General features: G+C 70.5%; 15 protein-coding genes. 10 read left to right on the top strand and 5 right to left on the bottom strand.

Translation table 11 applies throughout. The features are described from left to right. Positions 1-27: 27 nt before the first annotated feature. The 4 genes from LXT23_RS15605 to LXT23_RS15590 all read left to right on the top strand — a co-directional run bounded on the left by LXT23_RS15605 (position 28) and on the right by LXT23_RS15590 (position 2,503). Positions 28-516 carry a hemerythrin domain-containing protein gene (locus LXT23_RS15605; RefSeq protein ID WP_253980960.1) on the top strand — a complete coding sequence of 163 codons (489 nt, stop codon included), beginning with the start codon at positions 28-30 and terminating at the stop codon, positions 514-516. A 61-nt stretch (positions 517-577) separates the two neighbouring features. Beyond that, positions 578-820, top strand: a complete 243-nt coding sequence (locus LXT23_RS15600) for a hypothetical protein (protein WP_323378970.1) — start codon at positions 578-580, stop codon at positions 818-820. A gap of 100 nt (positions 821-920) precedes the next feature. Beyond that, on the top strand, positions 921-2,072 hold the full coding sequence (locus LXT23_RS15595; protein ID WP_253980959.1) for a zinc-dependent alcohol dehydrogenase: 1,152 nt from the start codon (positions 921-923) through the stop codon (positions 2,070-2,072). 38 nt (positions 2,073-2,110) lie between these two features. Beyond that, a complete protein-coding gene (locus LXT23_RS15590; RefSeq protein ID WP_253980958.1) occupies positions 2,111-2,503 on the top strand; it encodes a hypothetical protein in 393 nt (130 codons plus the stop codon). 81 nt (positions 2,504-2,584) lie between these two features. Here LXT23_RS15590 and LXT23_RS15585 read toward each other — a convergent pair whose 3' ends face one another. After that, complete coding sequence (locus LXT23_RS15585; protein WP_253980957.1) at positions 2,585-3,364, bottom strand: hypothetical protein; 780 nt, start codon at positions 3,362-3,364, stop codon at positions 2,585-2,587. Positions 3,365-3,537: 173 nt separating this feature from the next. After that, complete coding sequence (locus tag LXT23_RS15580) at positions 3,538-4,788, bottom strand: MFS transporter (RefSeq protein WP_253980956.1); 1,251 nt, start codon at positions 4,786-4,788, stop codon at positions 3,538-3,540. Positions 4,789-4,988: 200 nt separating this feature from the next. Here LXT23_RS15580 and LXT23_RS15575 point away from each other — a divergent pair, with 200 nt between their 5' ends. The 3 genes from LXT23_RS15575 (at position 4,989) to LXT23_RS15565 (ending at position 7,815) form a co-directional block, all read left to right on the top strand. Continuing rightward, positions 4,989-6,425: an APC family permease gene (locus LXT23_RS15575; RefSeq protein WP_253980955.1), complete on the top strand. Its 1,437-nt coding sequence runs from the start codon at positions 4,989-4,991 to the stop codon at positions 6,423-6,425. Continuing rightward, a complete protein-coding gene (locus LXT23_RS15570; protein ID WP_253980954.1) occupies positions 6,422-7,021 on the top strand; it encodes an SAM-dependent methyltransferase in 600 nt (199 codons plus the stop codon). Before LXT23_RS15575 ends, LXT23_RS15570 begins: the two co-directional genes overlap by 4 nt. A 311-nt stretch (positions 7,022-7,332) precedes the next feature. Continuing rightward, the gene (locus tag LXT23_RS15565; RefSeq protein WP_253980953.1) at positions 7,333-7,815 is read left to right on the top strand and encodes a hypothetical protein; all 483 of its coding nucleotides are present in this window, start codon (positions 7,333-7,335) and stop codon (positions 7,813-7,815) included. Positions 7,816-7,880: 65 nt separating this feature from the next. On the opposite strand, the gene LXT23_RS15560 is transcribed toward LXT23_RS15565, so the two are convergent. Then, positions 7,881-9,173, bottom strand: coding sequence for a pyridoxal phosphate-dependent aminotransferase (locus LXT23_RS15560; RefSeq protein ID WP_253980952.1), 1,293 nt, complete (start codon positions 9,171-9,173; stop codon positions 7,881-7,883). Between the two features lie 169 nt (positions 9,174-9,342). Between LXT23_RS15560 and LXT23_RS15555 the strand changes: the two genes are divergently transcribed. Genes LXT23_RS15555 through LXT23_RS15545 form a run of 3 tightly spaced genes read left to right on the top strand, consistent with a single transcriptional unit; the run spans position 9,343 to position 10,651 of the window. After that, positions 9,343-9,774, top strand: a complete 432-nt coding sequence (locus LXT23_RS15555; protein WP_253980951.1) for a VOC family protein — start codon at positions 9,343-9,345, stop codon at positions 9,772-9,774. 14 nt (positions 9,775-9,788) lie between these two features. Then, positions 9,789-10,142: an ArsR/SmtB family transcription factor gene (locus LXT23_RS15550; RefSeq protein ID WP_253980950.1), complete on the top strand. Its 354-nt coding sequence runs from the start codon at positions 9,789-9,791 to the stop codon at positions 10,140-10,142. Next, positions 10,139-10,651 carry an SRPBCC domain-containing protein gene (locus LXT23_RS15545; protein ID WP_253980949.1) on the top strand — a complete coding sequence of 171 codons (513 nt, stop codon included), beginning with the start codon at positions 10,139-10,141 and terminating at the stop codon, positions 10,649-10,651. Before LXT23_RS15550 ends, LXT23_RS15545 begins: the two co-directional genes overlap by 4 nt. Here LXT23_RS15545 and LXT23_RS15540 read toward each other — a convergent pair. Continuing rightward, the gene (locus LXT23_RS15540) at positions 10,648-11,457 is read right to left on the bottom strand and encodes a hypothetical protein (RefSeq protein ID WP_253980948.1); all 810 of its coding nucleotides are present in this window, start codon (positions 11,455-11,457) and stop codon (positions 10,648-10,650) included. The two genes, LXT23_RS15545 and LXT23_RS15540, sit on opposite strands and share 4 nt — an antisense overlap. A gap of 201 nt (positions 11,458-11,658) precedes the next feature. After that, a complete protein-coding gene (gene dps / locus LXT23_RS15535; RefSeq protein WP_253980947.1) occupies positions 11,659-12,135 on the bottom strand; it encodes a DNA starvation/stationary phase protection protein Dps in 477 nt (158 codons plus the stop codon). Between the last annotated feature and the right edge of the window lie 68 nt (positions 12,136-12,203).

Raw genomic sequence — 12,203 nt, 5'->3', positions numbered from 1 at the left:
ACACACCTGGACCTGGAGACGGACACCATGAACGCACTGGACCTCCTGAAGCAGCAGCACGATGAGGTGAAGAAGCTCTTCAAGCAGTACGAGAAGCTGGCGGACCATGCGGACGAGAAGCGGCAGGAGCTGTTCGAGATGATTGCGGACCGGCTCAGCGCGCACGCCTCCATCGAGGAGCAGTACTTCTATCCGGCCGCCAAGGCCGAGGACACCGAGGACCTGCTGCGCGAGGCCGCCGAGGAGCACCTGTCCGCCAAGCGCATCATCGCCGACCTGCTGGAGCTGGAGGCGGATGACGAGGAGTTCGACGCGAAGATGCAGGTGCTCCAGGAGCAGATCGACCACCACGTGGAGGAGGAGGAGAGCGACCTCTTCAAGAAGGTCCGGAAGATTCTCTCCAAGGAGCAGCTCGAGGACCTGGGCGTGCAGATGCAGCAGGAGTTCGAGGAGCTGATGGAGGGCGAGCCCCGCATCCAGGTGCCCGCCCAGACGGACCAGGCCGCGCCGATTTAACGCGCCGCCACACGCTAGAATCGGGTTGCGCGGGCCGGCCGGGGCGGCAGCATGTTCCCCCATGCCGCGTCCCGCTCCCGCCGCCCCGCGCCTTCCCGATGCCTTCACGCCAGGGGTCCGCCGCACGCTCGTGCGCGCGGACCCGCCGCTTGGGGCACTGATGAAGCGGGTGGGCCCCTTCCGTCTCGAGCTCAGCCCGCTGCACAGCCCCTTCGCCGCGCTGGCGCCGTGGCGCACGGTGGCCAGCCGGTACCTGTGGCGCGCCACGGAGCTGCCCTGGCCCGGGACTGCCGCGGAAGGCTGAAGCAGGCAGGCGCGCTGTGCCGGGCGGGCGGGCGGCGGCCCGCCCCTTGCGACCCCGGACGCGCGTCCTCACCCGTATGGGACGGAGGAACCACCGCCCCATGCGCGCACTGACCTACCAGGGACCCTTCCGGGTCAAAGTGGAGAACAAGCCGGACCCCCGGCTGGAACACCCGCAGGACGTCATCCTCAAGGTGACACGTGCGGCCATCTGCGGCTCGGACCTGCACCTGCTGCACGGGCTCGTCCCCGACACCCGGGTGGGCTGCACCTTCGGCCACGAGTTCACCGGCGAGGTGGTGGAGACGGGTCGCGAGGTGGCCTCGCTCAAGAAGGGCGACCGGGTGGTGGTGCCCTTCAACATCTCCTGCGGCACCTGCTTCTACTGCCAGCGCGGGCTCACCGGGAACTGCGAGAACAGCAACCCGTCCAGCGACGTGGCCAGCGGCGTGTACGGGTACTCGCACACCACGGGCGGCTATGACGGCGGGCAGGCCGAGTACGTGCGCGTGCCCTTCGCGGACGTGGGGCCCATGAAGATTCCGGACGACATGGACGACGAGGCCGTCCTGTTCCTCAGCGACATCTTCCCCACCGGCTACCAGGGCGCGGAGATGGGGGAAATCAAGGGCGGGGAGACGGTGGTCGTCTTCGGCGCCGGCCCGGTGGGGCTGTTCGCCATGAAGTCCGCGTGGCTGATGGGCGCCGGGCGCGTGGTGGCGGTGGACCACGTGCCGGAGCGCCTCGCCTTCGCCGCGCACTACGCCAAGGCGGAGACGGTGAACTTCAAGGAGGTGGACGACATCGTCCTGCACCTCAAGGAGATGTTCGACGGCCGCGGCCCGGACGTCTGCATCGACGCGGTGGGCATGGAGGCCGAGGGCTCGCGCGCGCACCGCGTGCTGGGCCTGGGGCTGAAGGTGGAGGCCGGCGCGCCCACGGTGCTCACCTGGTGCATCAACACCGTGCGCAAGGGCGGCAACATCTCCATCATCGGCGTGTACGGCCCGCCGTGGAACTTCCTGCCCATCGGCACCGCGATGAACAAGGGCCTCACGCTGCGGATGAACCAGTGCAACGTGCGGCGCTACATGCCGCGCCTGCTGGAGCACATCCGCAGCGGGCGCGTGGACGCCAAGGCCATCATCACCCACCGGTTCTCCCTGGAGCAGGCACCGGAGGCGTACCACCTCTTCGCCCAGAAGCGGGACGGCTGCATCAAGTGCGTCCTCGCACCCCACGGTCACGCATGAAGACGACGACACAGAATCCGAAGAGGAGGCGCAAAGCCATGCCGGAGAGACCCATTCCCGGAGCCGGGGCGGACCTGGAGCCCTCCAGCCGCCCGGGCGTGCCGATGGAGACGGCGGCGCAGCCGCTGGCCGGCGCGCGCGCGCCCATCACCCCGCAGCACTCGGACGTGCCGGTGTTCAAGCACGCGGGCCGCAAGCAGATGCCGCCCGTGTATGGCACGGCGCAGCCGCCGAAGGGCCTGAGCGGGTTGCTCCGCAAGACGGCCTACAGCTACCCGGACCACCTGCCGCGGCACTGGATGGTGCTGCTGCTGGCGGACCGGGTGGACGTCTGGGAGCACAGACTCCGGAGGTCTCTTCGATGGAGCCTTCCGACTGCCCTGGCGCTCCTCGTCGCCGGGATGACCCGGCTGCGGCTGTCCCGGACGTGAGCGCGGCTTGAAGTCCGGAAGTCCGGCCGGAGGCGCGAGGGTGCGCCGTCCGGCCGGGTGCCGTGAAGCGTCGGGTTGCGCCTACTCCACCCAGGTGACGACCTTCACCACGCGCACGAAGCGCCGGTCGGTGCTCACCGCGGCGATGACGTAGCCGCCCACGTCGCCCTGGCAGCCGTAGAAGCACGCCCAGCTGGCCTTGTACAGGCGGTTGCTGTTGCGGGAGATGAACGTGATGAACGCCGTTGCGCCGTCCACCTCTTCCTGGGACGGGGTCTCCCAGTTGTAGCCGGCCGTGCCCGACAGCGTCTCGACGAGCTCATTCCGGGTGATGGGGAAGAAGTTCCCGGCCTCGCCGTAGCCGAGCTCCCGGGTGCCGTTGACCGTCGTGACGAGCGTGCGCTGGTTGGCCACGCCCTGGCCGTAGGGCACGAAGCCCTCGACGATGGTGGAGCCCTCGGCCAGCGGCCCGTCGGCGCCGTACAGCTCCGCCGGGGAGGAGTCCAGCCAGTACAGGGACAGCGGCGCCGCCGTGGTGGCCGCGTCGTTCAGCTCGTGGAAGTCGGTGAGGTACTTCTTCGCCGCGTCGTTGACGCCGGTGAGGAAGGTGGTGTTGCCCACCTTGGTGCTCAGGTACGCGCGCTCGGTGGCGTCCACCACGTCGTCATCATCGATGAACGTGTCGACCGCGGCCTTCATCTCCGCGTGGTTGATGGTGGCGCCGTTCGGGCTGCTCGCGCCACGGGCCGCGGCAATCTTCGTGTCGAAGGCGGGAATCGTCGTGGTGCTGCCGGCGAAGGCCGCGGGGGCAGCCAGGAGGACGACACCGCTCAGCAGTGACTTCAAGGATGGGGAGGACATGCGGCGGACCTTTCGCGGGCCGGGGGGCTCGCGGGTTGGGGGAGTGAAGCCCGCCTTCTTGCACACCCGGCTGACACCTTTCTCGCGACAGTCCTGTGTCGCGAGTTTTTACAGAGTCACTGTTGTCGCCAGGTCACGACAGGGTGACAGGTGTCACATGTATCGCCGCTGTCTCACCCCGTGGGCTGCGTGGAGGGCCCGGGGCTGCGTTGCCGCATGGGCAGCAGCAGGACGAGGAAGGCCACGGAGAGGATGAGGCCCAGCATGAAGACGTTGGCGTAGCCCAGGCCCAAGCCGTGCTTGGGGTCGGCGAGCCAGGCGGCGAGGGGGCCCGCGGGGGCCTTGCCCCAGACCTCCAGGCTGGCAAACAGCGTGAAGTGCGTGGCGCCGATGCGGCGGTCCGTGCGCGACATCATGAAGGCGAACATCGCCGTGGTGAGCGCGCCGCCGAAGAACTCCTCCGCCAGGGTGACGCCGATGACGCCCGGGTCGGTGACACCGCTCGTGGCCAGCAGCCACCGGCCCAGCAGGGGCACCACGCGCAGCGCGGCGGTGAGGCCCACCGCGCCCAGCATGGGCATGCGCACGGCCAGCACGCCTCCCGCCACGGAGCCCAGCAGCGAGGCCAGGGTGCCCCATGTGCCCGACCACAGGCCAATCTGTCCGGAGGTGATGCCCGCGTCGACGAGGAAGGGCTTGTAGAGGACGTCCGACATGCTCTCGCCCAGCTTGTACGTGGCGATGAAGAGCAGCAGCCAGCCGGTGCCCGGCAGCAGCAGGGCCTCCTTCAGGCGGGCCAGCACCTGCTTCAGCGTCGTCCGGGTGGCGGCGAGCTCCTCGCGCACCGGCGCCTCGCGCACGAAGAGCATCACCGCGAACGCGGCCAGGCACAGCACCGCCATGGCCACGAAGAGGGCCGACCAGCCGAGGCCGGTGCGCTCGGCGGCCCACAGCAGCAGGCCGCCGCCGGTGAGCTGCCCGAGCTTGTAGCCCACCACCTGCGCGGTGTTGCCCGGGCCCAGCTCGTCCGGCCGCAGCGTGTCCACGGCGAAGCCGTCCACCGCGATGTCCTGCGTGGCGGCGAAGAGGTTCATCAGGAAGATGAGCCCCAGCAGCACCGGCAGCAGCTCGGGCGCCGTCACCAGGCTCGCCGCGGCGCAGGTGGCGGCCAGCCCCGCCTGCATGGGGAGGATCCAGGACCTGCGCCGGCCCATGCGCGCCGAGCCATACCGGTCCACCGCGGGGGCCCAGAGCGCCTTGAGGCCCCATGGGAGCCACAGCACGCTGGCGAAGCCGATGACCGTCAGCGACACGCCCTGCTCGCGGAGGTAGACGGGCAGCGCGGTCGCTTGAAAGCCGAAGGGCAGGCCCTGCACGAAGTAGAGCATGCACAGCAGCGCGAGCCTGGACGACGGAAGTCTCATGTCCCGCGCAGCATAGGTTCTTCCCCGGGAGGCCGGGGGCCGGATGCCTGCCCGTGGTCCCCTGCCCACGTGCGCACGGCGGAGCCCCCCGGCGCACGGGCGGAGGCCGGGTGACCCCTGGGGCTGCGTCTCCCGGGAGCCATACCCCGGGTGCAGCTTCTGGCGAGCAACGGACACTCCGGCTCGTGGGGCACGCCATCATGCGGGAGCAGCAGGCAGTCGTGGACGGTCAGCCGGTGTCGGAGGCTTCAGGGCCCGGGGGCAGCCTGGCCGTGCCTTCGCCCTCGTTGCGCATCATCGACACGGTGGCGCTCACCGTGGGCGTCGTCCTGGGGGCCGGCATCTTCAAGGCGCCCTCGCTGGTGGCGGCGCAGACGGGGAGCGGCTCGGCCATGCTGCTGGCCTGGCTGCTCGGGGGTGTGGCCTCGCTGGTGGGCGCGCTCTGCTACGCGGAGCTGGCCAGCACCTGGCCGCATCCGGGCGGGGACTACCACTATCTCTACCGGGCGCTCGGGCGGGGGCCGGCGTTCCTCTTCGCGTGGGCCCGGCTGACGGTGATTCCCACCGGCTCCATCGCGCTGCTGGCCTTCGTCTTCGGAGACTACGCCTCGCAGCTGCTGTCGCTGGGGCCCTGGTCGTCCTCCGTGTACGCGGCGGGGGTGGTGGTGCTGCTGACGGCGGTGAACATCGCCGGGCTGCGGCAGGGCACGCGCGCGCAGAACCTGCTCACCGCCCTGGAGGTGCTGGGCGTGGGGGCCGTCATCGTCGCCGGGCTGCTGCTCGCCCCGGCGCCCGCGGGGGCCGTGGTGCCGGCCGCCGCGTCCCAGGGGACGTCCTGGGGTCTGGCCATGGTCTTCGTCCTGCTCACCTATGGGGGGTGGAACGAGGTGGCGTACCTGTCCGCCGAGGTGCGGGGCACGCGGCGCAGCCTCGCCTGGGCGCTGCTGGTGAGCATCGGCGTGGTGACGGCGCTGTACCTGCTCGTCAACGTGGCGTACCTGCGCGGGCTGGGGCACGCGGGCATGGCGGGCTCGGAGGCGGTGGCCGCGGACCTGATGAAGCGGGCGCTCGGCACCGCGGGCGCGCTGGGCATCAGCGTGCTCATCGCCATCTCCGCGCTCACGTCCGCCAACGCCACGGTGCTCACCGGCGCGCGCACCCACTATGCCTTCGGACGGGACAGCGTGCTGTTCAACGGGCTGGGGCGGTGGCACGCCAAGGCCAACACGCCCACCCGGGCGCTGCTCGTGCAGGGGGCGATTACGCTGGCGCTGGTGGGCCTGGGCACGCTGACGCGCCAGGGCTTCCAGACGATGGTGGAGTACACCGCGCCCGTCTTCTGGCTCTTCTTCCTGCTGACAGGTGTGTCGCTGATGGTGCTGCGCGTGCGCGAGCCGAACGTGCACCGGCCCTTCCGCGTGCCGCTGTACCCGCTCACGCCGCTGCTGTTCATCGGCATCTGCGCGTACGTCCTCTACTCCAGCCTGGCGTACACGGGGCTGGGGGCGCTGGCGGGGCTGGCCGTGCTCGGCACGGGCGCGCTGCTGCTCGTCGTGGAGCTGGCGCGGACCCCGCGGGGCGGCGCCCGCCGCGCGCCACTCGCTTCCAGGCTGCAGCGACCCAAGGAGGCCACATGAAGCGCGGAGTACTCATGCTGTCATTCGCGGTGGGGGCGGCGGCGTCCGCCCAGGGCGTGTCCGGAAACCCGCCGGGCCAGGTGCCGGAGCCGCCGGCGGTCGCCATCGAGGCCCCGGAGGTGCCCTATGTGCCCACGCCCGAGGCGGCGGTGGAGGGCATGCTGAAGCTGGCGGAGGTGAAGGCCGGAGACACCGTCTATGACCTGGGCAGCGGGGACGGCCGCATCGTCATCTCCGCGGTGAAGAACCACGGGGCGTCGCGAGCGGTGGGCGTGGACATCAACCCCGAGCGCATCACCGAGGCCAACGAGAACGCCCGCCGCGCGGGGGTGCAGGACAAGGTGGAGTTCCGCCAGGGCGACCTCTTCGACGCGGACATCGGCGACGCCACCGTGGTGACGCTGTACCTGCTGCCCTCCGTCAACGAGCGCCTGAAGCCGAAGCTGCTGGCGGAGCTGAAGCCCGGCACGCGCATCGTCTCGCACGGCTTCGACATGGGGGACTGGAAGCCCGAGAAGGAAATCCAGGAGGGCGGCCGCACCCTGTACCTCTGGGTCGTCCCCGAGCCCGGCGCGAGCGCCAGCATGCCGCGTTGAACGCGCGGCCTTTCGCCACATTCCCCTGAAACTCCAGACGCGAGGGTGTCACTCCTTCGCGTCCCACCCGCGCGACAGGTGTCCCACGTCCGGACGCTGGAAGTCGTGGCACCCCGTCGGGAATGTCTTCATGCGAAAAGCGTATCAATTCCACGCGGGCCGTCCGGGAATGGCCTTGCGGGTAAACAAAGACATTTCGCGCTCCGCGCGCCGGGAATGCCCTCACGCGGAAACGATGGGAAAAGGGTGAAAGGGATTGTCTGTATCGTGGCCTCCACGTCCTCACGAACGAGGGCGCAAAAGGGGTCACCATGCGAAGCATTGGCCGGATGCTGTTGGGTGTGACACTGCTGTTCACTGTTGCCGCGTGCGGGGCGGCGAGCCCGGGGGAACCGCTGGTGGAGGCGGTGGGGGACGAGGCGCCCGTCCTCGTCTCCGAGCTGCCGCGGCTGTCCGAGGCGGAGATTGACGCGCTGGTCGCCGAGGCCTCCCGGCACGACGAGGGAAGCGTGCAGGCCATGGCGGGCACCTGCCAGGCCTCCAACGTCAACAGCTGCGTCAACTCGGGCTTCAGCTCGTGCGGCACCTGGTCCGCGTTCGCCACCTGCAGCGCGGCCTGCACGGGCCGGGTGTGCAAGATCTGCGAGCCGGGCGGGGGCGGAGAGGGGCCCTACTGCGAGTTCGCCGGCTGGCAGCGCAAGGAGGAGCAGAACCGCTTCCGCGTCTGCTTCAACAACCGCGGCCAGTCCTGCACGGAGTACGAGCTGTCCTCGTTCCTCGACTGCGAGTGCTGAGGCGCCAGCCCCGAGCTGACGGCGCGGCCCGGCTCCCTGTCACCAGGGGCCGGGCCGTCGCCGCTTCAGGGCTTCGGCGGGGCGGAGTTCGGCGCGTGCGTGTAGTGCAGCACCATGGCCTCCAGCCGCGCCAGGGCCTTCTCCAGCGTCTCCAGGGAGGGGCCGAAGGACAGGCGCACGTAGTTGCGGAAGCGCGAGGGCCTCCGCGCGCGGCGCTTGCCCGGATTCACGTCGAAGAACTCGCCGGGCACGGTGATGATCTTCTGCTCCAGCGCGGCCCGGAAGAAGCCCATGCCCTCGTTGAGCGGCGCCGGCAGGCCGGACACGTTGCCCCAGACGTAGAACGTCCCGTCCGGCGCCCGGTCCGTGCGGATGCCCAGCCGCTCCAGCCGCGAGTGGAACTTGTCCCGCTTCTCGCGGAAGGCGTTGTGGATGGCCATCGTCTCCGCCACCACCATGTCCTCCTGGAGCAGGGGAATCGCCGCGCGCTGCAGCGGCCGGCTGCCGCCGCCGTCCAGGAAGCTGCCCGCGCTGGACACCGACTCGATGACCTGGCGCGGCCCCATCGTCCACGTCATGCGCCAGCCCGGGTAGCGCCAGTTCTTGGTGAAACCGTCGAAGAGCACCACCGGGTCGCGATTCACGTCCTCCACGTACCTGGCGGCGCTCTCCACCGGCAGGTGTCCCGGGCGGCCCGTCCAGATGTAGTGCGAGTAGAACTCGTCGATGAGCAGCGAGCACTCCTGCTCGCGGGCCACGCCCACCCAGCGCGCCAGCTCGTCGCCCTGCACCAGCTTGCCGGTGGGGTTGCAGGGGTTGGAGAAGAGCAGGGCGGACAGGCCGCGGCCCTGGATTTCCCGCCGCAGGTCCTCGTGCGTGAAGGCGTAGCCGCGCTCGCCCTCCAGGAGGATGGGGATGGCGGTGAACGCCTTGAAGACGTCCAGCAGCTCCTCGTAGGCGGTGTAGTCCGGCAGGAAGTGGCCCAGGTTGATGGCGCCCAGGCTCGCCGCGGCGCGGGTGAGGGCCGAGCGTCCGCCGCCGGACAGGCACACGTTCTCCGCGCTGTACTGGCTGGGCATGCCCCGGCGGTAGAGCCGGTTGTAGAGGCTGGCGATGACCTCGCGCACCTCCCACAGCCCCGCCACCGGCGCGTACTCCATGTCCGCCACGTCGATGTTCACCGTGGACAGCCGGGGCGGTGCGCCGGGCAGGTCTCCCGTCTCCGGTTGTCCCTGGCCCAGGTTGCACCAGTCCGGGTCGCTCGCCCGGTAGCCTCGGCGGCTCGCCTCGGCGGTGACGTAGATGACACCCGTGCGGGGCACGGTGCGGAAGGCTGGAATCGTGACGTCGTCGCTCACGGGCGGACACCCTAGCGGAACTCGGGCGCCCGCGCCCCGTCCCTGGAGGCAGCAGGGGCCCCGGCCCCCGGCAGGCCCGTGGCTTGACAGTGGTTAACGTCAGCGTTAACTATTGCCCGAATAGTTCATGAACTGGTTTCCCCGCGCACCGCGGGAAGGGAGTCGCGCCATGAGGAAAACGCCCGAGGGTTGGCCCCGAATCACACCCGGTGTCTTCTACGATGACGCCCACGCCGCCATTGAGTGGCTGGGCCGTGCTTTCGGCTTCGAGACGCGCCTGAAGATTGAAGGGGCGGCCGGAGAGGTCGTCCACTCCGAGCTGGTGTTCGGAGACGGCGTCATCATGGTGAACTCGGCCAACAAGCCGCCGCACCGCAGCCCGCGCTCGATGAGCGGGTCCAACACGAGCTACCTCCAGGTCTACGTGGACGACGTGGATGCGCACTGCGCCCGGGCCCGCACGGCCGGCGCGAAGGTGTGGCAGGAGCCGGAGACGAAGGACTACGGCGAGGACTGGGGCACCAACCGGAGCTACGGCGCCGAGGACCCCGAGGGCCACCGCTGGTGGTTCACCCAGCAGCTGACGGGCGCGAAGAAGTAGAAGCAGGCCACGCCATGCAGCCCTCCACCCCGACGAACCTGGACCGCACGCTCGCGGCGCTGGCCGACCCCACGCGCCGCGGCGTGGTCGACCTCTTGCGCAAGCAGCCGCGCCGCGCCGGCGAGCTGGCGGACGCCTTCGAGATGAGCCCTCCGGCGATGAGCCGGCACCTGCGCGTGCTGCGCAAGACGGGGCTCGTGGAGGAGGACTCGCTCGAGGACGACGCGCGCGTGCGCGTCTACCGCCTGTGCCCGGAGCCCTTCGCGGCGCTGCGCGTCTGGCTCGACGAGGTGGAGGCCTACTGGGAAGACCAGCTGGGCGCCTTCAAGGCCCATGCGGAGCGGACCCGGAAGGGGAAGCGTCCATGACGGCCCGGCAGCCCGGCATCGCGGACCGCGCCCGCGTCACCACCTTCGTCGCCGTGGAGCCCGACGACGCCTTCGAGGTCTTCACCCAGGAGACCGACCTCTGGTGGAAGCAGGGGCCGCGCTATCGCTTCGGCGGGGCGCGCAACGGCGTGCTGCGCTTCGAGGGCCGGGCGGGTGGCCGGCTCCTCGAGGTGTTCGACGACGCCACCGGGGACGCGTACGAAGTCGGGCGCGTGCTCGTCTGGGAGCCCGGCGCGCGCCTCGTCTTCGAGTGGCGCGCCCGGGCCTTCGTTCCCGGTGAAGTCACCGAGGTGGAGGTCCGCTTCGAGCCGGCCTCCGGTGGGACGCGCGTCGTCCTGGAGCACCGGGGCTGGGACGCGCTGGCGCCCACGCATCCCGTGCGTCATGGGCTGGAGGCGTCGGAGTTCATCGCGTGGATGGGGCGCTGGTGGGGCGAGCTCGCCACGTCCTACCGGCTGCACGCGGCGAAGGCCCGGGGGCCGTCCTAGCGGACGATGGGGACCGTCACCGGCTCCTTGTCGTCGATGGTGACCTCCACCTTGCCCACGCGCCACAGCACCTCCTGGAAGCGGGCCTCCATGCGGTGGCCGTCCGCCGTCTCCAGCACGGCGGTGCCCTCCTTGGGCAGGTACTGGCCCACGTCGTAGAGCAGCGAGGTGAGGGTGAGCCGGTCGGTGCCTTCGGGGCCCTTCAGCTCACCGGGGCCGTCCAGCACCAGCTCCGAGCCGCCAATCACCGGCACGCCGCCGCGCAGGCCCACCCGGCCGTCGATGTGGAAGGTGTGGCCGGCACGGCCCGGCACGCCGCCCTCCACCTCCGCGAACAGGCGCGTCTCGTCGCCACAGGTGCCGTAGCCCACCTCCGCCTGGAGCGTGTGCCCGTCCACCGCCAGCCCGCGCAGGTCCGCGTGCACCTCCATCAGGTCCTCGCCGCCGCGGTACTGGAAGGCCACCTGCCCGGTGAAGCGCAGGCCGTGAATCTCACAGCCACGCTGGTCGAAGGTGAGCACCACCGCGTCCGTCACGCTGTCCATCGTCTCCACTGTGGCGGTGGCGCACGCGTACTTCGCATGCACGCCCTCCGCCGCCCTGCCCACGAAGGAGCGCCGGGGCTCGCCGCACGTGTACACGGGGAACACGCCCAGCACCTCCAGCGCACCGCGCGCCAGGTGCGCGGCGGCCACCGCGCTCTCCACCTTGGCGCGGGCGGCGTCCACTTCTTCCTGCGTGGGCTTCTCCGCGCCACAGGCAGCGGCGAGGACGGCGGTGAGAGAGACAAGGGCGATGCGTCGCATGGGCGCTCCTCCAAGGTGAGGCCTCTCACCGCATCTTCGCGGCGGGCCCTGCCCCGGTGAAAGAGCAACCCCCATGCCCTCCCGCAACCCCGCGAGAAGAGGGGAAATGGCCCCTGACGGGCCACCCCAGGTGCGTGAAGGGCGCTGCACACTCCGGGCGGACGTGCCCGGGTGCGCGGCGCCCCACCCGTGCCGTGTCGCTCAGCCTTCCAGCGACGCGCGCAGGAACCAGGCGTGCTTCTCGAACTCGGTGATGATGCCGGTGACGAGGTCCACCGAGTCGGTGTCCTGGTGCTCCTCGAACGTCTTGCGGCTCTGGCGCAGGCCGTCGAGGTAGACCTCCAGCCGCTCGGCCAGGAGCTTCACGTGCTCCATGTCACGCGTGGTCTCCTGCGGATACTCCGGCAGGCGGCTCGTCTTTCCCACGTGGCGGCTGATGCCGTACGCCTTCGCGCCCAGCGTCACCGCGCGCTCGGCGATGGAGTCGTTGTGGTTGGCCAGGCTCACCGCGAACGTCTCGAACAGCGGGTGGAGCGCGGCGAACTGCGGGCCCTTGATGTTCCAGTGGGCGACCTTGATTTGCGAGTGCAGGTCCAGGCCGTCAGCCAGGCGCTGGTTGAGGGACTCGGCGATGGCGGAGCGGGCCTTCTCGGGAAGGGGGCTGGGGCTGCGGTACATGGTGATGTCCTTTCGTTCTCTCTTTGGCGTTTGCCAGTTCAGATGCCTGGAGCCCGCAAAAGGAGCGC

This window comes from Pyxidicoccus xibeiensis (assembly GCF_024198175.1).
GTDB lineage: Bacteria > Myxococcota > Myxococcia > Myxococcales > Myxococcaceae > Myxococcus > Myxococcus xibeiensis.
The sequence above is the reverse complement of the archived record's forward strand: the minus strand, read 5'-3'. Positions and strand labels throughout refer to the sequence as shown.